We start from the raw sequence: 25,256 nt of genomic DNA, 5'->3' as shown, positions 1-25,256 counted from the left end.
TCAGCGCAGCCGCAGCACGACCACCGATTTGGGGGGCAGCCGCGTCGCGAGCTTGCCGCCGGCGACCCTCGCGGCGTCGAACGGCTTCGGCGCGACGGCGCCGGGATGCTCGAAGCTGTTGTGAGCATCCATCGCTTCGGCGGTCAGAATACGGCCCGACGCGGCGGTCGCGCGAACGCCTTTCAGATCGACGGTGACCGGCAAGGCGCGGTTCGGATCGACATTGACCAGCGCGACATGCACCGCCCCCGCGGTGTCGCGCACTGCGGAGACGCTGATCGCCGGAATGTCGACCGTGCCATTGCGATAGCGCGGCCCGTCGACCGTGACGGGCAGGCTCGTCGCATTCTGCCACGGCATATAGAGGTCGAAGGCCCAATAGGTCGGGGTCTTCACCATGCGCGGCCCGTCGGTCAGCAGCATCGCCTGCAGCACATTCACCATCTGCGCGATCGCCGCCATGCGCACGCGTTCGGCGTGGCGGGTGAAGATGTGAATGTTGAGCGCCGCGACGATCGCATCGCGCAGGCTGTTCTGCTGCTGCAGGAAGCCGGGGTTGGAACCGGGCGTCGGGTCGTACCACGTCCCCCATTCGTCGACCGCGAGCATCACGCGCTTTTCGGGGTCATATTTGTCCATGATTGCCGAATGGCGCGTGATAAATTCGTCCATCTGCAATGTGTGTTGCAGCGTCGAGGCCCATTCGGCCTCGGGGAAGCCGAGCGCCGGCCCCTTGTCGTTCCAGTCGGCGTCACGCGGGCGGGTGTAGAAATGCAGCGCCAGCCCGTCGATGGTTTTGCCCGACAGCCGCATCATCGTGTCGGTCCATTCATAATTGCTGTCCGACGGGCCGCTGGCGATCTTGAGCATCTTGCCCGATCCGGACTTCGCAAAGGTGGCGAAGCGGTTGGTCAGGTCGGCAGCATATTCGGGGCGCATATTGCCGCCGCATCCCCATAGTTCGTTGCCGATGCCCAGATAGGCGAGCGTCCAGGGTTCGGTGCGCCCGTTCGCGGCGCGTTCCCTGGCCAGCGAGCTGCTGTTCGCGGCCGCGGTCATATATTCGACCCATCGCGCGGTTTCCGCCGGCGTGCCACTGCCGACATTCGCCGAAACATAAGCGCGCGCGCTCAGCCGTTCGGCGAATCCCATGAATTCATGCGTGCCGAAGCTGTTGTCCTCGTTCACGCCGCCCCAGTTGGTGTTGATCTTGACCGGGCGGTCTTTTTGCGGGCCGATGCCGTCGCGCCAGTGATATTCGTCGGCAAAGCATCCGCCCGGCCAGCGCACCATCGGCACCTTGATCGCCTTCAGCGCCGCGAGCACGTCGCTCCGATAGCCGTTCTCATTGGGAATCGACGACCCCTTGCCGACCCAGATTCCGCCGTAGATTCCGGTGCCCAGATGCTCGGCGAACTGTCCGAAGATGTCGGCATCGACCTTTGGGCCTGGCTGGTCGGCGCGAATCGTCGCGGTGATGGTAGCGCCATCCTGTGCGCCCGCCGGGGCGGCGATTCCCGCGATGGCGAGCGTCAGCGCGCCGAAAAGGGCGCGGCGGCGGCGGCCCGGCAAGCCGGCTTCGTATGATTTTGTCACGTCGATTCTCTCCCCTGAACGGTCGTTTGCCGGGCGATCCGCCCGTTATTTTGTAGGAGTAGAAGGAAAATCGCCGGCACGTCAAACAAAAAGGGCACTTGGAAATGTTCGATGGTAGCGCTATCAAAATTCCCACGCCGCTCAGACGGCAGCCAAGGAGAAGATGCCGATGCGAAGTGCAACAATTTCCCTCGCAATCCTCGCCACCTGTCTGGGTGGTTGCAACGGCGGCGCCCCCGACGCGCCGACCAAGGCGACCGAATCGAGCGCCGACGGCGCGCGCGCGCCCGACGGGCGCCGCTATCTGGCGCAGCCGCTGGTCGATGAAATCTATACCGCCGACCCGTCGGCGCATGTCTTCGACGGCAAGCTCTATATCTATCCGAGCCACGACATCGACGCGGGCATCGCCGACGACGATCTGGGCAACCAATATGCGATGCGCGACTATCGCGTGCTCCGCCTCGACCGGCCGGGCGGGCCGGTGACGGTGGGGCCCGTCGCGCTCGACATCAAGGATGTGCCCTGGGCGTCGCAGCAGATGTGGGCGCCCGACGCCGCCTATAAGGACGGCACCTATTATCTCTATTTCCCCGCGCGCGACAAATCGAAGGACAAGAACGGCCTCGGCGCCTTCCGCATCGGGGTCGCGACGTCGAAGGACCCGATGGGGCCGTTCGTTGCCGAACCCTCTTATATCCCGGGCAGCTTTTCGATGGACCCCGCGGTGTTCACCGACGACGACGGCGCGAGTTATATGTATTTCGGCGGCATCTGGGGCGGCCAGCTCCAGCGCTGGAAGGACGGCGTCTATGATCCGAACGGGTCCGACACCGACCTGATGCAGGACGATGCGCCCGCCATCTCGGGCAAGGTCGTGCGGATGAGCGCCGACATGAAGCATTTCGATGGCCCGGTGCGCGACGCCGTGATTCTGGACGAGCAAGGAAAGCCGGTGAAGGGCGGCGACCACGACCGGCGCTTCTTCGAAGCCTCGTGGGTCTTCAAGCGCGACGGCAAATATTATTACACCTATTCGACCGGCGACACGCATTTCGTGAATTATGCGATCGGCGACAATCCCTTCGGTCCCTTCACCTACAAGGGGCATATCCTCGCCCCGGTGCAGGGATGGACGTCGCACCATTCGATCGTTCAGTGGAACGGCAAATGGTGGCTCTTCTACCATGACACTCAGCTCAGCGGGAAAAACCACCTGCGCAGCGTCAAGATGACCGAGCTCAAGTTCAACCCCGACGGGACCATCCCGACGATCGACCCCTTCGTCCCCTGATGTTCCTGGGCATCGACATCGGCACGTCGGGCGTGAAGGCCGTCGCGCTCGACGAGACCGGCGCCGTGGCGGGGCAGGGCGTCGCCGCGCTGTCGGTTCAGCGCCCGCATCCCGGCTGGTCCGAACAGGACCCCGACGCGTGGTGGCTGGCGACGACCGCGGCGGTGCAGGCGATCGACCCCGCCGTGCGGCGCTCGATCCGCGGCATCGGGCTGGCGGGACAGATGCACGGTGCGACGCTGCTCGGCGACGACGACCGGCCGCTGCGCCCCGCGATCCTGTGGAACGACGGCCGGTCCGAAGCCGAATGCGAAGCGCTCGAAGCGGCGGTTCCCGCGCTGCGCACGATCACCGGCAACATCGCCATGCCGGGCTTCACCGCGCCGAAGCTGCTGTGGGTGCGGGCGCATGAGCCCGCGCTGTTCGACCGCGTCCGCACCGTGCTGCTTCCCAAGGATTATGTGCGCCTGCGCATGACCGGCGACAAGGCTTCGGACCTGTCCGACGCCGCGGGCACGCTGTGGGTCGACGTCGCGCAGCGCGCGTGGAGCGATGCGGTCCTCGCCGCGACCGGGCTCACCGAGGCGGCGATGCCGAAGCTCTTTGAGGGCAGCGAGATCACCGGCACGCTGCGCCCTGAGGTCGCCGAGCTATGGGGAATGCCCGCGGTGCCCGTCGTCGCCGGCGGCGGCGACAATGCCGCGGGCGCTGCGGGCGTGGGGGTGGTCAACGACGGCGACGCGCTGCTCTCGCTCGGCACGTCGGGCGTCATTTTTGTCGCGACCGACCAATTCCGGCCCAACCCGGCGCGCGCGGTCCACGCCTTTTGCCACTGCCTGCCCGGCATGTGGCATCAGATGAGCGTGCATCTGTCGGCGGCGTCGTGCATCGACTGGGTCGCGCGGCTGACCGGCGCGGCGGGGGCGGCCGATCTCTTCGCGCGTGCCGAAGCGTCCGGCCCCGGTTCGGGCGAAGAGCTTTTCCTTCCCTATCTCTCGGGCGAGCGCACGCCGCACAATGACGCCCGCGTGCGCGGCGCCTTTCTGGGGCTCGACCACGACACCGACAGCGGCCGGCTGGCGCAGACGGTGCTCGAAGGCGTTGCCTTCGCGCTCGCCGACGGGCTCGATGCGCTCCGCGATGCGGGGACGCAGGTCGCGCAGCTGTCGGTGATCGGCGGCGGGGCGCGATCGGACTATTGGGGCCGCATCATCGCCGCGGCGTTCCAAGTGCCACTCGTCTATCTGAAGGGCGGCGAGGTCGGGCCGGCGCTGGGCGCGGCGCGGCTCGCGCAGCTCGCGGTCGACGGCGGCGAGGCCGCGGCGGTGTGCGCCGCGCCGCCGGTCGCGCGGCGGATCGACCCCGACCCGGCGCTCGTCGACCGGCTTTCGCATCGCAAGGCGCTGTTTCGCCAGGCCTATCCCCGAATTTCCTCCAAGAAAGGCTCTTGAATGTCTGCCACCGATTATTTCGCCGCGTTTCCGACCATCGCCTATGAAGGGCCGGAGACCGACAACGAACTCGCCTATCGCTTCTACGACAAGAACCGCAAGGTCCTCGGCAAGACGATGGAAGAGCATCTGCGCTTCGCGGTGTGCATGTGGCACACCTTCTGCTGGCCGGGGTCGGACGTCTTCGGGGCGGGCACCTTCGATCGCCCGTGGCAGCAGCACGCCGATGCGGCGGAGGCGGCGGCGATGAAGCGCGAAACCGCGCTCGGCTTCGTGCGCAAGCTCGACCTGCCCTTCTATTGCTTCCACGACGTCGATGTGATGGAGCCGGCCACCGACGTCGCCTCCTATCGGCGCCATTTCGCCACCGCGGTCGATCACCTCGAAGCGCTGCAGGACGAAACCGGGCGCAAGCTCCTGTGGGGCACCGCCAACCTCTTTTCCGATCCGCGCTACGCGGGCGGCGCTGCGACCAGCCCCGATCCCGAAATCTACGCCTGGGCGGCGCTGCAGGTGCGCTCGGCGCTCGAAGCCACGCACCGTCTCGGCGGCGCCAACTATGTGCTGTGGGGCGGCCGCGAGGGCTATGAGACGCTGACCAATACCGACCTGAAGCGCGAGCTCGACAATTTCGGGCGCTTCCTGAACCTGGTGGTCGAGCACAAGCACAGGATCGGCTTTACCGGCACGATCCTGATCGAGCCCAAGCCGCACGAGCCGACCAAACATCAATATGATTTCGACACCGCCACCGTCTATGGCTTCCTCAAGCGCTACGGGCTCGAGGACGAGGTGCGCGTCAATATCGAGGCCAATCATGCGACGCTGTCGGGCCATACCTTCGAGCATGAGATCGCCACCGCCGCCGCCTTCGGCATTTTCGGGTCGATCGACGCCAACCGCGGCGATCACCAGAATGGCTGGGACACCGATCAATTCCCCAATTCGGTCGAGGAAATGACGCTCGCGATGCTCGAGATCGTCCGTGCGGGCGGCTTCACCACCGGCGGCTTCAACTTCGACGCGAAAGTGCGCCGCCAGTCGGTCGATGCCGAGGATCTGCTGCACGGCCACATCGGCGGCGTCGATGTCGTCGGGGCGGCGCTGCTCAACGCCGAACGGATCATCGCCGACGGGCGGATCGACGCGTTCAAGAAGGAGCGCTATGCGGGCTGGGACGGCGAGCTGGGGCGGATGATCCATCGCGAGGGCACCAGCCTTGCCGACATCGCCGATCATGCGGTTGCCGCCGACCTCAACCCCAGGCACCGTTCGGGCAAGCAGGAACGGCTCGAAAATCTTGTCAATCGCTTCGTCTGACGGGTCCGCGGCGCGCGCTCCGGTGCGCGCCGCTCCCGTTCAGGGGCGCACGAAGCGCCAGCGTCCGGCGTCGCTCTGCGGATCGAAGCGCGCGAGCGTCGGCGTGCTCGCGCCGATCGCGACCAGCGCCAGATCGGCGCCGGCGCGCGTCTTGGGGGTGATGCGATAGCTGCCGTCGGTCAGCTGGTCGATCCGCCACAGCTCGGCATCGGCGCCGGTAAAGGCAGGCACCGCCTGAACCTCGTCGGCGGGGGTCGCGGCCAGCGCGCGCTCGGTGCCGGCGACGGTGATCTTGTAATATGGGGCACCGAACCAGCCCCCCGCTTCGGGGACCGGGGTGATCGTCCAATGCTGGTTCGGCCGCACCATATAGGCCGACAGGTCGACGCGCACCGCATCCTTCGGCCATGTCCCCGCGACATCGGAAAGACTCTGACCGGGCACCGGTTTCACCGGATCGTCCGGCCCCGCCATGAAACTGGCGCGCGCGTCGAACGGGATACGGACGAAATCGACCTTGAGTTGCAGCGCATTGCCGCTGCGCGCCGACTGGATTTCATAAGTGCCGGGGTCGAGGTTGCGGCCCGCGACCGGCCATCCGTCGCGCCACAGCAAAGGTTCGATCGCCAGCACGCTGCGCCCGCTGCGGTCCATGTCTGCCTCATAGTGCAGCGACATCTTCTCGATCCCGCCGCCCAGGTCGATGCGCCCGAAATGCCCCGCGCCGATCATCCGCCCTTGCGCGGCCGCGACCAGCTTGCCGCCGCCCTTGAGCAGGGGAATGCCCATATTGTCGACATAGGGGCCGCGCACGTCGCGCGAGCGGCCGACGCGGATATTATAGGTCGAATTGGGCCCGTCGCAGCAGGTGCCGTGGGTGCCGAGCAGATAATACCAGCCGTCGCGATAGAGCAGCGCGGTCGCTTCCATGTCGATCGCGATGTCGACGGGCTCGTTGCCTTCCAGCCGCCGGCCGCTTTCCGGATCGAGTTCGACGAGGCGGATCGAACCGAAATAGGTGCCATAGCTCAGCCAGAGCCGGCCATCGTGATAGAGAAAGGCGGGGTCGATCGCGTCATTATTTTCGACCCCGTCGCTCGACGCGACCGTTCCGACCTCATGATATTCGAAGTCTGGCGATGCCGGATCGAGCGACTTGGTCCACATGATCTTCACGTCGCTCGCATGTCCGCCCGACATGCCGCCGCCGCCGACCGCCCAGGCGACATAATAGCGATCGCCGATCTTCACCACATCGGGCGCGACGCCGCCGCCGGGGCGAACCGGCCCGTTCGCCCAGGTCCAGCCGTCCTCCGAAACCAGTCCGCCGCCGCGCGTGCCGAAGGTGAACCATTTGCCGCCGGATTCGACGACGGTGGACGGATCGTGGATGAAGACGTCGCCCGCCAGCTGCGCGGTGGCGGGGGATTGGCAGGCAAGCGCCAGCGACAGACCGAGCGTCGGGCGGAATAAGCGGGTCATGGAAGCTCCTGTGCGAAGGGGAGGGCGCGCCGCGCCGTCATTGCACCGCGATGGCCAGGTCGCGTATCGGCTCGCCGTCGGCGTCCAGAAAACGCAGGCAGAAATCGCTGAGGCCGGGGCCGTTGATCACCGCGCCATAGAGGATGTTGCGGCCCTTCTTCAGCGTCAGCCGGTCCGACAGCACATCGTCCATCACCATGCGCCGGTCGTCGAACAGCGTCGCCGCCTCGCGGCCGTTCAGCCACCAGACCGACGCCGAATTCGACCCCACCGCCATCCGCACATCGTGCATCTCGCGCGGGCTGTCGACGACGGTGACGGCCCAGAAGATCACGCCATATTTCGGCTTGCCCAGCGCCTGCGCAAAGTTGAACAGCTTGACGTCCCACAGCTTCGAATCGAGCGCGTGCCAGCGCAGCGCGCCGTCCGCGGCCGCCTGTCCATCGCGCGGCACCGCCCCGAAGCGGCCCGGAAAGGTCTCGGGCGCCAGCGCCGCGCGCACATAGCTGCCCGTGAACAGCGTGTTGGTCGGATTCGGCTTGCTGACCGGCTCGAGGAGCAGCCAGCGCCGGATGAACCCGTCGGCGTCGGGTGCGGCTGCGGCTGTGGTCGCGGGCTCGAAGAAGTCGGCGAGCGGCGGCACTCCCGGCGCCGGACGGGCGAAAGCGGGCGCCACCGCGGCGAGCGACGCCATCGACGCCGCAATGACGATCCAGGGTGTCGGGCCATTTTTCATATGTCTCCCCCGCTGCGCTCGCGCGTTGTCGCGCCGCTACCGCTTTCCCCCGACCTAATCACGTCTCGACAGCTTCGTCAACTTGTCCTACAAAAATATTGATCAAATCGCGAATTAATATTGATTAGTCGCGATTTGACTCAATCAAATGTAAGACAAATATATTGGGAGACAGGTGATGAAAGACACGAGCAGGTGTATCGGGGTTCGCGGTTCGGCGCGGCAGCGCAGAGGGCCGCTGGCCGCGCTCGCCGCGGCGGTCGCGCTCGCGGCGGCGATTCCGGCCGCGGCGCAGGACGATCGGATGACGCCGATCGAAACCCCCGCGCAGCCGACCGCGATCGAACTCGGGACCGGACCGCTCCCCGGGGCGACGGCCAAGGAATCCTGGCACAGCCAATATGGCAGCAAATTCGCTCGCAACGTCACGGTGGCTACGCTCACGCCCTTCCTGCCCGATCCGGCCAAGGCCACGGGGGCGGCGGTCGTCGTCGCACCCGGCGGCGGTTTCCGGACGCTCTCGATGGAGAATGAAGGCTGGGATGTCGCCCGCGCGCTCGCCGATCGCGGTGTCGCGGCCTTCGTGCTGAAATATCGGCTCAATCCGACCCCCGCCGACATGCCGGGCTTCGAGAAATCGATGCGCGAGCTGTTCTCGGGCAACGCGCGGCCCCCGCGCATGGACCCCGACCAGGCGATGAAGGCTATCGCGCCCCAGATCGCCGATTCGCGCGCCGCTTTCGCGCTCGTCCGCCGGCGCGCCGGCGAATGGCACGTCGATCCCGACCGGGTCGGCATGGTCGGATTTTCCGCCGGAGCGATGCTCACCATGGCGACGGCGCTCGCGGGCGAGGATGCCAAGCCGGCGTTCATCGGCAATATCTATGGTCCGCTCTCGGCGGTGACCGTGCCTGCCGACGCGCCGCCGCTGTTCGTCGCGCTCGCCGCCGACGATCCCTTTTTCGCGCACGGCGGCTTCGGCCTGATCGAAAGCTGGCAGGCGGCGAAGCGCCCGGTCGAATTCCACCTCTATGAACAGGGCGGACACGGGTTCGGCATGTATCCCAAGGAAACGACCAGCACCGGCTGGTTCGACGCCTTCGCGAGCTGGCTGGCCATGCACGGCTATCTCAAACCCGCGAAGTGACCCCGGCGCGCGGGGTCTTGCAGCGGCCCCGCGCGTTGTTATGGTAGCGCTACCAAGAATCAGAATGAGGGGAGGCTGCCATGGTCCGCCGATATGGTATTATGCTCGCGGCGCTGATCGGCACCGCCGGGGTTCCGGCCGCCGCGCAGGACGCGCCGCCGCAGGATGTCGCGTTGCGGCTCGACCGCGCCGATTATTTCGAGGCGCCGGGCGTCAACTGGTTGATCTTTTCGAACGTCAACGAAGGGCTGTTCGCCGACGCGAAGATCAGCGGCGTCGAGCTGATTCAGCAGGGCGTGCGCACCGCGACCAATGGCGATGTCCGGCTTTCGCCTACCCCCGGCCAGTGGGACCCCGCCGCCCGGTTCGTCAGCCGCCGCGTCGACAAGCAGGCCGGGGTGATCGAAGCGGTGATGCAATATCCGGACTTCGGCTACACCGTCCGCGCCGAGCGGCGCGGCGGATCGGTGGTGATTTCGGTGCTGCTCGACCGCCCGCTGCCCGCCGAGATGGTGGGCAAGGCGGGCTTCAACCTCGAATTCGTGCCCTCGGCCTATTGGCATCACGCCTATCTCGCCGACGGGCGCCCGGCCCTGTTTCCGCGGCACCCTGCCGACGCGATGCAGCTGACCGCCGAGCGCAACGCGGCCTCGGGGCGCAGCGACGGGCCGGGCGCCGAGCCGCTGCCCTTTGCGCGCGCGCGCCGCTTCGTCTTCGCGCCCGAAGAGCCCGCGCGGCGCGTCAGCATCGCCGCCGCCGACGGCGAACTGGAGCTGTTCGACGGGCGCAATCAGGCGACCAACGGCTGGTATGTCGTGCGCCAGCTGCTCCCCGGCGGGCGCAGCGGCAAGCTGCTCGAATGGGTGCTCGATGCCGAAAGCGTGCCCGGCTGGCTGCGCCCGCCGGTGATCGCCCATTCGCAGCTCGGCTATCTGCCGAAGGCCGCGAAGATCGCGACGATCGAGCTCGACCGCGACGACCGCCGCCAGCTCCAGCCGCGCCTGTTTCGCATCGACGCATCGGGGCAAAATGTGCCGGTGCCGCTGAAACAGGCGCGCGAATGGGGCACCTATCTGCGCTATCGCTATCTTCAGGTCGATTTCAGCGGCGTGACAACCCCCGGCGTCTATCGGCTCGAATATGGCGGCACGCGCACCGCGCCCTTTCCGATCGCGCCGGGCCTGTTCGACAGCGCCTGGCACGCGACGAACGACGTCTATCTGCCGGTCGCGATGGACCATGTCGCGGTCAACGAGGCCTATCGCGTCTGGCACGGCGACGCGCACCGCGACGATGCGCGTCAGGCGCCGGTCGATCACGAACATATCGACCTATATCGCCAGGGACCGACCACCGACACGCGCTTCGCGCCCGGCGAGCATATCCCCGGCCTCGCGGTCGGCGGCTGGCTCGACGCCGGCGATTTCGACATCCGCACCCAGACGCAATATCAGGTCGTCCGCCAGCTCGTCGACATATGGGAGGATTTCGGCCTCGATCGCGACACGGTCGCGGTCGACTGGGACAGCCGCCGGGTCGAGCTGCACGTCCCCGACGGCACCCCCGACCTTCTTCAGCAGGCACGGCACGGCAGCCTGCAACTGCTCGCGCAATATGACGCGGTCGGGCACGCAATCAACGGGATCGTCGAGCCCGACGTCGGGCAATATACCCACCTCGGCGACGCCGCGAGCAAGACCGACGGGCTGATCTATGATCCGGCGCTCAAGCCCTATGAGCGTGCCTATGATAGCGCCGGCGGCCGCAGCGGCACCCCCGACGACCGCTGGGCCTTCACCAGCAAGTCGACCGCGCTCGACTATGGCGCGGCCGCGGCACTCGCGGCCACCGCGCGCGCGTGGCGCGGCCGTGACGACGCCTTCGCCCGCCGCTGCCTCGATCGCGCGCAGCGGATCTGGGACGAGGAGCACAGCCGCCCGCCCGCGCTCTTTCGCCACGGCAATACGACCGGAGGGCCGCTCGAGGCCGAGGAGTTCGGCGCCGCGGTCGAGCTGCTCCTCGCGACGGGCGATCGCCGCTATGCCGCGCGCGTCGAAGCGCTCGCGCCGGCGATGCTGAAGGCCTTCGACTTCACCGCGCAGACGATGGTGAAAGCGTTGCCGCATATGCCGCCCGCCTATCGCGCCTCGGTCGAGCAGGCGGCGCGCCAGTGGGCGACGCGGGCGGAGGCGCTGCAAAAGGCCAATCCCTTCGGCGTCCCGATCACCGACGGCGGATGGGCGGGCAGCGGCACGGTGCTCGGCTTCGGGCTGACCGGCTATGCGCTCCACCGCGCCTTCCCCGACATCGTCGGCGCCGAGCCGACGCTGCGCGCGCTCGATTTCATCCACGGCCACCACCCGGCTTCGGACCGTTCCTTCGTGTCGGGCGTCGGCGCGCAATCCAAAGAGGTCGCCTATGGCAGCAACCGGGCGGATTTCTCCTTCATCCCCGGCGGAGTGGTCCCCGGCGTGCTGATCCTCAAGCCCGACTATCCCGAAAATCGCGACGACTGGCCCTTCTTCTGGGGGGAGAATGAATATGTCGTGCCCGAAGGCGCGATGTATATCGCGCTCGCCAATGCGGCCCGCGATCTGGAGCGCGAAATGCGATAGGCAAAGCCCGATCGCGGCGCCGGTTTGTCGCGGGCTTCCTCATCTTCGTGCCGTTCCCGATGGTCAGCAGCTATGGCAATGTAAAGCCGGGCGCTGACGACGGCGAACCCGAATATAGCTATATGTCCTGGTTCGCGATGCTGTTCGGCGCGGGCAGCGCTTCAGGCCGAAAGCAGCGGGATCGGCATCGACCTGTCGACGACTGCCGGCGCGCCCTTTCCGGAAACCGGCGGGCCATGCGCAAGCGCGCGTCCCGCGTCAGCTGCTCCCGCCGGCCACCGCCGCGACTAGCCGGCGAAAGCCCTGCGCCGCAGCGACCGTCGCGGGCAGGTTCAGGCAGCGTTCGTCGTCGTCGGCGACATGATGATAGCGGTGGATGCCGAACACGCCGGCGGCGGGGGCGTATCCCGCCTTGATCACTTCGTCGAGCTCCCCCGCCGAAAGCGCTGCGCTCGATACCGGCGCTTCATAGCCCGCCTGACCGGCGAACAGCGCACGCGCGAGCGGCAGCAGCTCGGGTGAGAGCGAGAGGAAACGCTGCGGATCGACGCTGGGAAGCGGCGCCACATGGCCGGGGATTTCGTGCCAGTCGCGCGCCGCGACATTGGCGCCGATGTGCAGCCAGAAGCGCGTCGCGGCGGGAGGCGGGGCGATCCGCTTCATCGCTTCGGCGGCGCCGAGATATTCATATTCGTGCCCCGTGTTGCAGATGAAGGCGAGGTCGTGATCGGGCATCGCGCCCGCCGCCCAGCGCGCGAGATCGAGCCACGCGGCAACGCCCGGTCCGCGTTCGGCGGCGCAGCCGAACCAGCCCGACCGCGGGGTCGAGATCGCGAGCCAGCGGCCCTTGCCGCGGTCGATCCGCCCGACGAGGTTGAACGCGGGGCGGCGGCCTCCCTTGCCGTCGATCGTCAATCGCGCCTCGGTGCGCTGCATGGCAGCGGCGAGGAAGGGATCGGCGTCCGCCGGCGCGAGCAGGGCGACGGGGCCGCCGAACATCGGTTTGCGTCCGTCGGTGTTGAGCGCGATCACCTGGCCCGTCGGGCCGTTGGTGATCGCGACCGCGGCCCGCGCGCCGCCCGCAAAGGCCGCTTCGATCGGCCCGCGCGCGTGCTTGGCGAGCATCGACGACCAGCGGGCGAAGGAAAGGTCGACGAGCGCGATCGCGCCCGCGAGCGAGGTCGCGGCGCGTCCTGCCGCATCGACGCGCACCAGCGGTCCCGATACGCCGCCCGGACCGGTCGGCACCACGATCGGCTGCGGATAGACGGCGGCGGCCTTGCTGCCGCTCGCCAGCGTCGCGGCCGAGGCATCGAAAAAGGGCACTTCGAACGATTGCCGCTCGACCGCATAGCCCGCGCGTTCCAGCTCTCCCGCGAGCCACGCGCCGCATGCCATGTCGCCCGGACCGCCCGCGCGCTTGTTGCCGAAGCCGACATAACGCAGCAGGTCGCGCTCGATCGGCTCGGCGGCGTGCCGGTCCGCGGCGGCGGCCGATGCGGCGAGCGGCAGCAAGGCGCCCGCGCCGAGGAAGCTGCGTCTGCTGGCGTCGGTCATGGACTCTCCCCGGCCTGTTCGATTGTCCCGATCATCCTGCAGGCCCCCGAAGCTGTCAACTATTGTACGACAATCTTGATTATATTGTCGCTCATTTCCTTGAGGGCGGGCGCCTCATCGGCTATCGCGGGGACCGATGAACGAAAGCGAAGCCAGACGGGAAGGCGGCTTGCCTGGCGCGGGGGGCGGCCGCGCCGCCGATGCGGTTGCCGACGCGCTGCGCCAGCGTATCCAGGCCAACGACCTCGCGCCGGGCGCGTGGCTGCGCGAAGCGCGCCTCTGCGCCGAATTCGGCGTCGGCCGCTCGATCGCCCGCCGCGCGCTGCGCATTCTGGGCGAGGACGGACTCGTCGAGATCGAGGAAAATCGCGGCGCGCGCGTGTCGGCGACGACGGCGGAGGAGGTGTTCGACCTCTATGAGGTTCGCGCGGCGCTTTATGGCCTCGCGGCACGCTTCGCGTGCCTGCGGATGTCCGATCGCGCGATCGGACAGATGATCGACGACATCGACCGGCTGCTCGATGCGGCCGCCGCGGGCGCGCCGGCCGAGCAGATCATCGAAGCGAGCGAGGCGATCTTCGGCGCGATGGCGGGCCATGCCAGCGCGGACGCGCAGCGGATGATCGCGTCGATCCGGCGCAAGACGCGGTTTCATTTTTCCTATGCCGCGCTCGCCTTGGCGGCGCATGGCGGCGGCGGCCCCTATGACCATTGGCGGCAGATCCGCGCCGCGCTGCCGCGCCGCGACGCGGCGGCGGCGAGCGAGGGCGCGCGCAACATTCTCTATTTCATGCAGGGCGAGGTCGCGCGGATCATGCTCGCGCACCGACGGCAGCCGCAGCCCATGCAAAGGACGGCCGCACCGGCGCGCTGAACGGGGGGAAGGGACATGCGAAACGCTTTGCGACTGACGGCGGCGATGATGGCAGCGCTGCTCGCCGGCTGTTCGCCCGCAACCGCGGCGGCTCCCGCGAATCCCGGCGCGGCGGACCAGCGCGATGCGGCGATGCGGGCGTTGCTCGACTATGTGCGGGCGCAGAAGACGACGGGCCTTCTGATCCAGCGCGGCGGCGAAACGCTGGTCGAAAGGAACTGGCCGGCCCCCGACGATGCGATGCTGGCGATCTTTCTCTATGGCAAGACCGCCGACGGCGCGCTGCTCGAAGATGTCGCCTCGCAGCAGAAGAGCTTTGTGTCGGTGCTCGTCGGCGTCGCGATCGACAAGGGCCTGATCGACGTCGACCGGCCCGTCAGCGATTATATCGGGACCGGCTGGTCGAGGGCGACGCCGGCGCAGGAAAAGGAGATCCGCGTCCTTCATATCCTGCAGATGAATTCGGGGCTCGACGAAAATTTCGCCTATGTCGCGCCCGCCGGCACGCAATTCTTCTATAATACCGCGGTCTATGCGGTCGCGAAGCGCATCCTGACCGCCGCCGCGCGGCAGCCGCTCGACCGGATCACGCGCGACTGGCTGACCGGGCCCGCGGGGATGGCCGACACCGCATGGCGCCAGCGGCCGGCGGCGCTCGCCGACGTCGGCAACCCGACCGGGCTCGTCACCTCGCCGCGCGACACCGCGCGCTTCGGGCGCATGATCCTGGCGGGGGGCGTCGCCGAAGACGGCACGCGCATCCTGTCACAGGCCAGCCTGAACGCGCTGTTCGCGCGGTCGGCGACGAACCCCGCTTATGGGCGCCTCTGGTGGCTGAACGGCGGCGATTTCACGGTCGGCGCGACGGGGCGCCGCCGCGCGGGGCCGCTCGTCGCCGCTGCGCCCGCCGATCTGGTCGCTGCCCTCGGCTTCCTCGACCGGCGGCTCTATATCGTGCCCAGCCTCGACCTCGTCGTCGTGCGCACCGGCGCCGACGCCCCCGACGCCGATTTCGACGAGCAGCTGTGGCGGCGGTTGATGCGCGTCCTGAACTGACCTTTCGGTCAGGCCTGCCAATGCTCCGTTTTCGCCGTCCTTGTGCCTCGCGATCAGGGATTCCCCGGATTTCCCGCGCGCCGCAAACGCTTATCGTCGCAGGACCCCGGCAAGGGCTGGAAGAACCCATGGCAACTGAATGCGTCGCATATAGGGATGGAAAGGGCGGGCTTCATTCGACCCCGGAAAAGGCGACATTGTCCGATCTGTCGAGCGTGCTCGGCCGGGTCGGCGAGGAAGGCGGGATGACCGCGGGCGTGGCGAAGCTGATCCTCGACAAGCGCGCCGAACTCGAACGCGTCTTTGCCGAACATGACAGGATGGTCGAGGCGGCGATCGCCGCCGGGCATGACGGTGCCGAGGTGGTGCCGCTCGACCGCGCGCACGACGGGTCCTGAACCGGCTTCCTCGCATCAGGCGCGGCAGGCCGCGACAAACGGGTTTCACCCGATTGATCGTATCCGCCATCGCCGCAATTCTCGTGCCCGTCCGCCCGGAACGAGGATAGCCCGCATGACCCGAAACCGCCAGATCACCGCCCTCATGGCCTCCGCCGCGCTGTTGTCGGCGGTGCCGTTCGTCCTCCAGCCGCGCGCCGCCTTCGGACAATCGGACGCCGTCGCCGTCGCGCCCTCGGGCAAGACCGTCGACGCGCGCGTCTGGCCGCGCTCCTACAAGGTCGATGGCGTCGAATTCGCGCTCTATCAGCCGCAGGTCGACAGCTGGGAGGGCAATGAGATCAAGGCACGGCAGGTGATGGCGGTCACCACCGGCCAGACCAAAGGCGCCGACGGCAAGGCCAGGAACAGCGAAACCTATGGCGTGCTGTGGCTCAGCGCAAAGACCGGCACCGACAAGGAGGCGCGGATCGTGGCGCTCGACGATCTTACCGTCGACAAGGGCAGCTTCCCAAGCGCGCCCGATCAGGAGGCGCGCTATCTCGCGGCGGCGCGCAAGGCCTTTCCGACGACGCAGCTCGTCGTCAGCCTCGACGCGATCGAGGCGCAGCTCGCGATCGCGGGCGAGACCGACAAGGCCAGCAACGTCCCGGTCTCCAACAAGGCGCCCGAAATCATCGTCTCGCTCGAGCCCGCGATGCTCGTGCTCGTCGACGGCGACCCGGTCTGGCGCGCGAGCGGCGTGGCGGGGGTCGATCGCGTGCTCAACACATCGGCGCCGATCCTGCGCTATCAGGGCAAGCTCTATCTCGGCCACGCCGGGCAGTGGATGACCGCGACGAGCCTCGACGGCCAGTGGGCGGCGGCTCCGACGCCGCCCGCGCCGGTCAGCCAGGCGCTCGACCAGCTGCTGAAACAGGGCGGCAATGCCCAGCAGCAACCACAGCAGAAAGCGGCCGCCGGCTCCGACGCGATCAAGACCGTCTATGTCCGCACTCACCCCGCCGAGCTGATCGCGATCGAGGGCGAGCCGAAGTTCGCCGACGTCCAGGGCACGTCGCTCAGCTATGTCACCAACACCCCCGCCGACCTGTTCCTCGAAGGCGCGGATAACTGGTACGCGCTGCTGTCGGGGCGCTGGTTCACCGCCAAATCGACGAACGGCCCATGGAGCTATGTCGCGTCCGACAGGCTGCCGCCCGACTTTCTGAAGATCGACAGCGACGGTCCGAAGGGCGCGGTGCTCGCGTCGATCGCGGGCACCCCCGAAGCGAAAGAAGCGCTCGTCGCCAATTCGGTGCCGCAGACCGCGACCGTCCAGCGCGCCGACGCGAAATTCACCGCGACCTATGACGGCGCGCCGCAATTCACCGCGATCGAGGGCACGCAGCTCAGCGTCGCGAAAAATTCGCCCGCGCCGGTCTTCCGCGTGAGTCCGACAAGCTATGTCGCGCTCAGCAACGGCGTGTGGTTCACCGCCTCGGCGGCGACCGGGCCGTGGCAGGTCGCGACCGAAGTGCCCGCGGCGATCTATGGCATCCCCGCGACCTCGCAATATCATTATGTCACCTATGTCCGCATCTACGGCTCGACGCCCGAGGTCGTCTATGTCGGCTATACGCCGGGCTATTACGGCACCGTCGTCAACAACAATGTCGTCGTCTATGGCACCGGCTATGCGTGCGACCCGTGGGTCGGCGCCTATTATTACGGCTGCCCGACGACCTATGGTTATGGCGCCTCCTTCGCCTTCGGCGCCGCGGTCGGCTGGTCGCTCGCCTTCGGCTTCGGCTGGTACGACCCCTGGTACGGACCCTATTGGGGGCCGTGGTATTATCCCGGCTATTATCCGGGATATTGGCCCGGCTATTGGGGCGGCGCCTATGCCTGGGGCGACGTCTATGGCCGCTGGGGCAACAGCGTCGTCGCGGGGCGCGGCGCCGCCTGGTACAACCCCTATACCGGCAATATCGGGCGCGCCGGGCGCGGCGGCTATTACAATGAAGCGACCGGCGGGCGCGGCTGGGGCTATGCCGGGCGCAACACCAATATCTACACCGGCAACACCACCGCCGCGGCGGGCGGCATTCGCTATAATCCGCAGACCGGGCGCGTCGTCGCCGGGCACGGCGGCGCGGCGGGCAATATCTACACCGGCGGCGGCGCAGCGGCAGGCGCGCGCACCGTGGTCAACGCCAACACCGGCCGCGTCACGCGCGAGGCGGGCGGCGCGACGCGCAGCGCCGGCGGCGCGACCGCTGCGGGCGGCTTCAATACGCAGGGCGCCGGCGGCGACGCCAGGGGCGCGGGCTATGTCCATTACGACCGGTCGAGCGGCGGCGTCTCGGGCGGCGGCGCGGTCGATGTCAACGGCAACATCTATGCGGGCAAGGATGGCCACGTCTATCGCTACGATCCGGGGAGCGGCTGGCAGTCGGTAACCGGCAAGCGCGGCGGCGGCGGGACCTATGGCCCGACCGACAATGGGCTCGACCGCGAGCGCGCGGCGCGCGACCGCGGCTTCGAACGCGACACCATGGCGGGCCGCGGCTTCGAGCGCCCGGGCACCCAGCGCCCCGCCTTCGACCGCAGCACCATGGGCCGCGGCTTCCAGGGCCGGATGGGCGGCTTCCGCGGCGGGCGCATTCGCTAGGGCGAAATCGCCACCCTCCAGAAAGGCTTGCGAAAATTGGTGTGTCCCCGCGAAGGCGGGGACCCATCTCCGACGGGTTCAGGATTGAGCGTCAGGAGATGGGCTCCCGCCTTCGCGGGAGCACACGGCTTTTTCTGTCAAGGATGATCTAGAGCAAATTGCGCGAAATCTGAATCATCCGCATCCCCGAGCCCTTCGACTGCCCTGGCGGGCGCTCAGGATGAACTTCGGCCTTTGGCCGAAGACGAGGGGCTCGTTCGAGCGGAGCGAGAACCGCAGCGTCGCCGCCTCGACTTCGCTCGGCAATGCCCCTCGTCTTCGCTCGGGGAAACGGTGCAGATTTCCGGCACGATGCTCTAGGGTCAGGACCCTAGCTCCAATCCGACCCCTTTGGATTCGGGGGATGCCCGCTCGACGTCCGCTCCGTCAGGCCGGTGAAGGTTCTTCGATGTCGGGAAAGAAACCCTTTATCCCCCGTCCGCCGCACTCCGACGGCCGCGACGGGGGAACAGGTTGTGTGTGCACGATAAGAACAATAAGGGAACAAAAATCCCCTGTCAACGCTTTTCCGCGGCTCTCCAATAAACTTAGCATTAAAAGTTTTTCACCCCACGCAGTTGACGTAAAGGGAAAGCCGGCTATCCCGTCGCCGAGCGCGCGAGCGCCACAGCAGCGGGAGAGAGGGATATGGCGAAGGATCCGGTTTTCGACCTGACGGGCCGCGTCGCGCTGGTGACCGGCGCGTCGTCGGGGCTCGGCGCGGGCTTCGCGCGGGCGCTCGCGGCATCGGGTGCGAAGGTCGTGCTCGCCGCGCGCCGCGCCGACAAGCTCGCCGAACAGGTCGCCGGAATCGAGGCGGCGGGCGGGCAGGCGGTCGCGGTATCGCTCGACGTCACCGACGAAGCCTCGACCAAAGCGGCCTATGACGCCGCCGAAGCCGCCTTCGGCCCCGTCGACACGATCGTCGCCAACGCCGGTGTCGCGACCGAAAAGCTCGCGCTCGGGCTCAGCGTCGACGAGGTCGACGGCCTGCTCGCCGCCAATGTCCGCGGCGTGTTCCTGACCGCGACCGAAGGCGCGCGGCGGCTCGAAGCCGCGGGCAGCCGTGAGAAGCAGCACGGCCGCGTCGTCATCATCGGGTCGATCACCGCCGACAAGATCTTTCCCGCAACCTCGGTCTATGGCGCGACCAAGGCGGCGGTGCGCCACATGGGCAAGGCGCTCGCGCGCGAATGGGCGCGGCGCGGGATCAATGTGAATATCATCCAGCCGGGCTATTTCGAATCCGAAATGACCGCCGATCTGTTCGCCAGCGAGGCAGGCCGGAAATTCGTCGCGACCTTCCCGCGCCAGCGGCTGCGTCCGCCGAGCGACCTCCACGCACCCTTGCTCTTCCTCTGCTCGGACGCCTCGCTGGGGGTCACCGGCAGCGTGATTACGATCGACGACGGACAGACGCTGTGAGCGGCGCGCTGCTGGTCGAGGCGCGCGGCGCGGTCGAGATCGCGACGCTCAACCGGCCCGAACGATTGAATGCGCTGAACGAAGGCCTCGTCGACGACTTGGGCGCCTATTTCGGCGGGCTCGCCGAGCGCAAGGAGGTGCGCGTCGTCATCCTGCGCGGCGCGGGGCGCGGCTTCTGCGCCGGACTCGACATTCAGGAGGACCGCGCGACCGGCGAAACCCCGGTGCTGCGCACGCTCCGGACCCAGACGAGCATCGGCAATATCTATCGCAAGATGCGCGCCTGTCCGCAGCCGATCATCGCGCTCGGCCACGGCGCTGCGGCGGGCGGCGGGCTGTCGCTGCTGCTCGCCTCCGACGTGCGCTACGCCGCGCCCGACTTCCGCTGCAACGCCGCCTATATCCGCATCGGCCTCGGCGGCTGCGACATGGCGTCGAGCTATTTCCTGCCGCGGCTCGTCGGCGCGAGCCTCGCGTCCGAAATGATCCTGACCGGCCGCTTCATCGACGCGGCACGCGCGCTGTCGGCGGGCCTGGTCAGCGAGATCGTCGACGCCGACAAGCTGCTCGACCGCGGCCTCGCGCTCGCCGACGAGATGCTCGCGACGAGCCCCTGGGGGCTGCGGCTGTCGAAGCAGGCGCTCAATCTCAACATCGACGCGCCGAGCCTCGACGCCGCGATGGCGATCGAGGATCGCCAGCAGGTCATCCTCTCGGCGACCGAGGACCACAAGGAAGCGCTCGCCGCCTTCCTCGCCAAACGCCCGCCCGACTATCGCGAGCGATAGAGGCGGGACCGGCCGCCTGCCATTGTGGGTGCGGACAAAGATTCGCGCAGAGGCGCAGAGACCGCAGAGGAAAAAATTGATTCACGCGGAGACGCGGAGACGCGGAGAAGCAATATTTGCCGCGAAGCGGCCTTCTTCATGCGGGTCTCGCCGTATCGTCGAAGCGGGAGAGAATGAGGGGGCCTGACGGCCCAAATCCCCTCCGCGACTCCGCGTGAACAAATCTCTGCGGTCTCTGCGCCTCTGCGCGAATCTCCTGCTACGCCGTCAGGACGCATCTTCCCTACCTTCCGGCATTTCGATCCGCGTCATCATCACCCCCGATTGCCAACGCAAATTATATTGGCATAATCGCTGCCAATAATTTACAAGGACGGGGAGGGGGCGATGGCCGGACGCTTTTCGACTGGGGGGTCGATGCCGCTGCGCGGCATTTTAGGGCGGTCGGCCGTCATCGCTTTATGCGCTTCGTTCGCCGTGATGCCCCTTCGGGCGGCTCCGGTGGCGGCCCCCGCTTTTCCATCGCCCGCACCGTCCCAGGCGCGCGCCGCGCATCCGAATATCGTCGTGCTGCTCGCCGACGATTGGGGGTTCAGCGACGTCGGCGCCTTCGGGGCCGAATTTGCGACGCCGAACATCGACGCGCTGGCCAGGGCTGGCACGCGCTTTTCGAATTTCCACGTCGCGGGGTCGTGCTCGCCGACACGCGCGATGCTGATCACCGGGGTGATGAACCATCGCAACGGGCTCGGCAACATGGCCGCAACCATTCCGCCCGAACATGCCGGCAAGCCGGGATATGACACGGTGCTCAACCACCGCGTCGTGACGATGGGCGAAATGGCGCGCGCCGCGGGCTATCGCACCTATTTCACGGGCAAATGGCACCTCGGCAAGGATAGGGCGCGGCTGCCGGGCGCACGCGGCTACGACCGCGCCTTCAGCCTTGCCGATGCCGGCGCCGACAATTTCGAACAGCGCCCGATCGAGGGGATGTACGACAAGGCCGACTGGTTCGAGGACGGCAAGCCCGCGACGCTGCCCAGACATTATTATTCGTCGCGCTTCATCGTCGACAAGATGATCGACTATATCGACGGCGGCGCGGCGAGCGGCAAGCCTTTCCTCGCCTCGGTCAATTTCCTCGCCAACCATATTCCGGTGCAGGCGCCCGACAGCGACATCGCGCGCTACCGCGCGATGTATCGCGACGGCTGGACCGCGCTGCGCGAAGCGCGGGCGAAGCGTGCGGCGGCGCTCGGCATCGTGCCGGAAGGCACGCCGATGGTGACGATGGCGACGACGCGCGACTGGGCGAAACTCGACGCCGACGAGCGCAAGGCGGCGGCGCGGGTGATGCAGGCCTATGCCGGCATGGCGAGTGCGATGGACCGCGAGATCGGCCGGCTCGTCGCGCATCTGAAGGCGACCGGCCAGTATGAGAACACGATCTTCGTCTTCCTGTCGGACAATGGGCCGGAGCCGACCAATCCCTATGCCAGCCTGCGCAACCGCCTCTTCCTGAACCTGCATTACGACACGTCCCTTGCGAATATCGGCCGCCGCAACAGTTTGAGCGCGATCGGTCCGGGCTGGGCGAGCGCCGCGGCGTCGCCGCTGTCGGGCTACAAGTTCAGCGCCGCCGAGGGCGGGCTGCGCGTCCCGCTGATCGTCGCCTGGCCCGGCCATGCGAGCGTCCGCGCGGGGGCGATCAGCAACGGCTTCGCGCACGTCACCGACATCGTCCCGACGCTCGCCGAGCTTGCCGGCCTGCCGCTGCCGCAGGGCGAATGGAAGGGGCGGCGGGTCGAACCCGTGGTCGGGCGCAGCCTTGTCCCGATGCTGAAGGGCGCGGCGGACAGCGTGCATGGCGACACGCCGCTCGGTTACGAGCTGTCGGGCAATGCGGCCCTGTTTCGCGGGAACTACAAGCTGGTGCGCAACCTGCCGCCGACCGGCAACGGCCGCTGGCGGCTGTTCGACATCGTCGCCGATCCCGGCGAAACGCGCGACCTTGCGGCCGAAATGCCCGATCGCTTCGCGGCGATGCAGGCCGACTACCGCGCCTTCGCGCGCGCCAATGGCGTACTCGACATGCCGCCCGGCTACACCGCCGACGCACAGATCAACGCCTATGCGTGGGAGCATCAGGGCAAGAAACGCGCGATCCGCCTCGCCGCCGCGGCGGGGGGCGTGCTGGCGCTGCTGATCGGCTTGGTCTGGGCGTGGCGCCGGCGGCGCCGACGGGCGAGAAGCTGGAGTCTGTCCTGATCGGCTGGATTCAAAGCCCCCCGTTCGTCCTGAGGAGCCATTGAGCCCCGTCGAAATGGCGTCTCGAAGGACCATATGCCGCGTCTGGTCCTTCGAGACGGGGCTTCGACAAGCTCAGCCCCTCCTCAGGACGAACGGGAGGCTTTGAAATCCGCTCGAACCGGACAGACTTCAGGGCGTTTCGGGACTCGCCGCGAGCAACGCCGCGACCATATGCGCGGTCACTGCGCCCGCATCCTCGGCGGTCAGGCCCTGATCGTGGCGCAGCGCGCGCCAGGTCTGGAACGACAGCGCCGCGATCAGCGCCTCCACCCGTATCCGGTCGGCCTTCACGGCGTCGGGCAGCAGCCGCAGCACCAGTTCGCGTTCGATCGTGACCACGCGGCCATATTCGGCCATCAGAAAGGCGGACTGATAGCGTTTGAGGTTCGCGGCGAGGCGGAAGGGCAGCATGGTTTCGAATACCCGCGCGCGCCGCCGCGCCAATTCGCGCACGTCGGCGCGCCAGTCGGCACCGTCATAGGGCGCGGTGGCGACCGGCATCACCCGCGCGGCGATGGTCGCCGACAGCTCGGCATAGAGCGTGTCCATGTCGTCGAAATGGCGAAAGACGGTGCGCAGCCCGACCCCGGCTTCCTCGGCGACGCGCGCCGCGCTCGGCATCAGGTCGCCGCCCTCGATCAGCTCGACCATCGCCGCGACGATGCGCCGCCGGCTCGACCGGCTGCGCGCACGCCGCCCGTCGCTGTCTGCCGTCCCCATGTCCGTTTTCGATGCCATAGGTCTCCGCTGGCCCACCGCGCCGCCAAGGTCAATGGCGGCGAGCCAATGCGCTTGCGCCGCTCCATCTATTGGCACATATAGTGTCATAAGTTCCGGGGCAACCGCCTTGCGGATGTGGGGAAAGATGATGAAGAAGCGATGGCTCGCGCTCGGCGCGGTGGCCCTGCTCGGTGCGGGCGGCTATTACGGCTTCCAGGCGAACAAATACCGCCTCCCCGGCCTGATCCAGGACTGGCAGAGCCCGGTGCAGCCGAACCGGCCGGTCGCGTGGCAGCAGGGTCCCGCGAAGCCGCCCGAAGGCAAGAGGCCGCCGAACATCATCCTGATCGTCGCCGACGACCTTGGCTGGAACGACATCAGCCTGAACGGCGGCGGGGTTGCGGGCGGGATCGTTCAGACGCCGAACATCGACGCGCTCGCGCGGCAGGGCGTGAATTTCACCGCCGCCTATGCCGCCAACGCGACCTGCTCGCCGTCGCGCGCGGCGATGATGACCGGGCGCTATCCGACGCGCTTCGGCTTCGAATATACCGCGGTGCCGGTCGAATTCGCCGAGAATCTGGCGCACGGGGGCGGCATCGGCCCGCTGAAACCCGTCTTTCACCAGGAGCTGATCACCGACGATATTCCCGATTATCCCGACATGGGCGTGCCCGCGAGCGAGGTGACGATCGCCGAGGCGGTGAAGGCGGCGGGCTATCACACCATCCACATCGGCAAATGGCATCTGGGCGAAGCGCCAGCGCTCCAGCCCAATGCCCAGGGGTTCGACGAGAGCCTCGCGGTGCTCGCGGGGGCAGCGAAATTCCTGCCCGACGACGATGCCGACGCGGTCAACGCCAAGCTGCCCTGGGATCCGATCGACCGCTTCCTCTGGGCGAACCTGCGCCATGCGGTGACCTTCAACGGCGGCGAGCGCTTCCATCCCAAGGGGCATATGACCGATTATTTCGCCGATCAGGCGATCGCGGCGATCGACGCCAACCGCAACCGCCCCTTCTTCCTGTATCTGGCGTTCAACGCGCCGCACACGCCGCTGCAGGCGACGAAGGAGGATTATGCGAAGCTGCCGCAGATCAAGGATCACAAGACGCGCGTCTATGGCGCGATGATCGCGCAGCTCGACCGGCGGATCGGCGACGTGATGGCCGAGCTCAAGCGCACCGGGCTCGACGATAATACGCTCGTGATCTTCACCAGCGACAATGGCGGCGCCTGGTACACGGGTATCCCCAACCTCAACGCTCCCTATCGCGGGTGGAAGGCGACCTTTTTCGAGGGCGGCATCCGCACGCCCCTGTTCATGCGCTGGCCGGGGCATATCGCGCCGGGGTCGGCGCGCGCCGACGCAACCGGGCATCTCGACATCTTCGCGACGATCGCCGCCGCGGCGGGCGCGAAGCTGCCGACCGACCGGGTGATGGACAGCCAGGACATTCTTGCCGGCCCCGCGAAGCGCAACGCGCTCTACTGGCGTTCGGGCGATTATCGCGCGGTGCGCGCGGGCGACTGGAAGCTGCAAGTGACGAAGCGCCCCGCCAAGGTCCGGCTCTATGACCTTGCCACCGATCCGACCGAACAGCATGATTTGGCGGCACAGCAGCCGCAGCGCGTCGCCGAACTGCAAGCGATGCTCGCGGCGCAGAACAGGGACATGGCAAAGCCGATCTGGCCCGGCCTGTTCGAAGGACCGATCCGCATCGACGTGCCGATGAACGCGCCGTGGAAGGCGGGGCAGGATTATATCTACTGGACCAACTGAATAGGAATT

The 25,256-nt window shown here is 67.7% G+C and carries 18 protein-coding genes and 1 pseudogene; 14 read left to right on the top strand and 5 right to left on the bottom strand.

Annotation, left to right across the window (positions count from 1 at the left end):
* The gene (locus CHB69_RS20390; protein ID WP_425442409.1) at positions 1–1,572 is read right to left on the bottom strand and encodes an alpha-N-arabinofuranosidase; all 1,572 of its coding nucleotides are present in this window, start codon (positions 1,570–1,572) and stop codon (positions 1–3) included.
* 187 nt (positions 1,573–1,759) lie between these two features.
* Here CHB69_RS20390 and CHB69_RS06350 point away from each other — a divergent pair, with 187 nt between their 5' ends.
* Genes CHB69_RS06350 through xylA form a run of 3 tightly spaced genes read left to right on the top strand, consistent with a single transcriptional unit; the run spans position 1,760 to position 5,661 of the window.
* Positions 1,760–2,890, top strand: a complete 1,131-nt coding sequence (locus tag CHB69_RS06350) for a glycoside hydrolase family 43 protein (RefSeq protein WP_394357148.1) — start codon at positions 1,760–1,762, stop codon at positions 2,888–2,890.
* Positions 2,890–4,341, top strand: coding sequence for a xylulokinase (xylB, locus tag CHB69_RS06345; RefSeq protein WP_089215161.1), 1,452 nt, complete (start codon positions 2,890–2,892; stop codon positions 4,339–4,341). The genes CHB69_RS06350 and xylB overlap by 1 nt, the downstream gene beginning before the upstream one ends.
* The gene (gene xylA, locus CHB69_RS06340; RefSeq protein WP_089215160.1) at positions 4,342–5,661 is read left to right on the top strand and encodes a xylose isomerase; all 1,320 of its coding nucleotides are present in this window, start codon (positions 4,342–4,344) and stop codon (positions 5,659–5,661) included.
* 39 nt (positions 5,662–5,700) lie between these two features.
* Here xylA and CHB69_RS06335 read toward each other — a convergent pair whose 3' ends face one another.
* The gene (locus CHB69_RS06335) at positions 5,701–7,143 is read right to left on the bottom strand and encodes a family 43 glycosylhydrolase (RefSeq protein WP_089215159.1); all 1,443 of its coding nucleotides are present in this window, start codon (positions 7,141–7,143) and stop codon (positions 5,701–5,703) included.
* Positions 7,144–7,180: 37 nt separating this feature from the next.
* Complete coding sequence (locus tag CHB69_RS06330) at positions 7,181–7,879, bottom strand: acetylxylan esterase (protein WP_089215158.1); 699 nt, start codon at positions 7,877–7,879, stop codon at positions 7,181–7,183.
* A gap of 178 nt (positions 7,880–8,057) precedes the next feature.
* Here CHB69_RS06330 and CHB69_RS06325 point away from each other — a divergent pair, with 178 nt between their 5' ends.
* From CHB69_RS06325 to CHB69_RS20660, 3 genes and pseudogenes are all read left to right on the top strand, one after another.
* Positions 8,058–9,026: an alpha/beta hydrolase gene (locus tag CHB69_RS06325; RefSeq protein WP_089215157.1), complete on the top strand. Its 969-nt coding sequence runs from the start codon at positions 8,058–8,060 to the stop codon at positions 9,024–9,026.
* Positions 9,027–9,106: 80 nt separating this feature from the next.
* Positions 9,107–11,641 carry a glycoside hydrolase family 9 protein gene (locus CHB69_RS06320; protein ID WP_245836584.1) on the top strand — a complete coding sequence of 845 codons (2,535 nt, stop codon included), beginning with the start codon at positions 9,107–9,109 and terminating at the stop codon, positions 11,639–11,641.
* A pseudogene (locus CHB69_RS20660) lies at positions 11,566–11,796 on the top strand (BCCT family transporter); the annotation flags it as partial. The gene CHB69_RS06320 and the pseudogene CHB69_RS20660, both read left to right, overlap by 76 nt.
* Positions 11,797–11,899: 103 nt before the next feature.
* On the opposite strand, the gene CHB69_RS20485 reads toward CHB69_RS20660, so the two are convergent.
* Positions 11,900–13,198, bottom strand: coding sequence for a hypothetical protein (locus CHB69_RS20485; protein WP_089215155.1), 1,299 nt, complete (start codon positions 13,196–13,198; stop codon positions 11,900–11,902).
* Positions 13,199–13,334: 136 nt separating this feature from the next.
* On the opposite strand from CHB69_RS20485, the gene CHB69_RS06310 reads away from it, so the two are divergent.
* The 7 genes from CHB69_RS06310 (at position 13,335) to CHB69_RS06280 (ending at position 22,702) form a co-directional block, all read left to right on the top strand.
* Entirely contained in the window at positions 13,335–14,072 is a 738-nt protein-coding gene (locus CHB69_RS06310; RefSeq protein WP_089215154.1) for a GntR family transcriptional regulator, read from the top strand.
* A gap of 15 nt (positions 14,073–14,087) precedes the next feature.
* Entirely contained in the window at positions 14,088–15,128 is a 1,041-nt protein-coding gene (locus CHB69_RS06305) for a serine hydrolase domain-containing protein (protein ID WP_089215153.1), read from the top strand.
* Positions 15,129–15,256: 128 nt separating this feature from the next.
* Positions 15,257–15,526, top strand: coding sequence for a hypothetical protein (locus CHB69_RS06300; protein ID WP_245836582.1), 270 nt, complete (start codon positions 15,257–15,259; stop codon positions 15,524–15,526).
* A 115-nt stretch (positions 15,527–15,641) separates the two neighbouring features.
* Positions 15,642–18,179: a hypothetical protein gene (locus tag CHB69_RS06295; RefSeq protein WP_089215152.1), complete on the top strand. Its 2,538-nt coding sequence runs from the start codon at positions 15,642–15,644 to the stop codon at positions 18,177–18,179.
* 687 nt (positions 18,180–18,866) lie between these two features.
* Complete coding sequence (locus CHB69_RS06290) at positions 18,867–19,643, top strand: SDR family NAD(P)-dependent oxidoreductase (RefSeq protein ID WP_089215151.1); 777 nt, start codon at positions 18,867–18,869, stop codon at positions 19,641–19,643.
* Positions 19,640–20,431 (top strand): enoyl-CoA hydratase/isomerase family protein, encoded by a 792-nt coding sequence (locus CHB69_RS06285; RefSeq protein ID WP_089215150.1) that lies wholly within the window; start codon positions 19,640–19,642, stop codon positions 20,429–20,431. Before CHB69_RS06290 ends, CHB69_RS06285 begins: the two co-directional genes overlap by 4 nt.
* Positions 20,432–20,932: 501 nt before the next feature.
* Positions 20,933–22,702, top strand: a complete 1,770-nt coding sequence (locus CHB69_RS06280; RefSeq protein WP_245836581.1) for an arylsulfatase — start codon at positions 20,933–20,935, stop codon at positions 22,700–22,702.
* Positions 22,703–22,873: 171 nt separating this feature from the next.
* Here the strand turns inward: CHB69_RS06280 and CHB69_RS06275 are convergent, their stop codons facing one another.
* Entirely contained in the window at positions 22,874–23,482 is a 609-nt protein-coding gene (locus CHB69_RS06275; protein ID WP_089215149.1) for a TetR/AcrR family transcriptional regulator, read from the bottom strand.
* A gap of 127 nt (positions 23,483–23,609) precedes the next feature.
* On the opposite strand from CHB69_RS06275, the gene CHB69_RS06270 reads away from it, so the two are divergent.
* Positions 23,610–25,247 carry a sulfatase-like hydrolase/transferase gene (locus CHB69_RS06270; RefSeq protein ID WP_245836579.1) on the top strand — a complete coding sequence of 546 codons (1,638 nt, stop codon included), beginning with the start codon at positions 23,610–23,612 and terminating at the stop codon, positions 25,245–25,247.
* The last annotated feature ends 9 nt before the right edge of the window (positions 25,248–25,256 follow it).

It is taken from the genome of Sphingopyxis indica, assembly GCF_900188185.1.
Taxonomy (GTDB): domain Bacteria; phylum Pseudomonadota; class Alphaproteobacteria; order Sphingomonadales; family Sphingomonadaceae; genus Sphingopyxis; species Sphingopyxis indica.
Note: the sequence above shows the minus strand (reverse complement) of the source record. Positions and strands in the feature narration are given on the sequence as shown.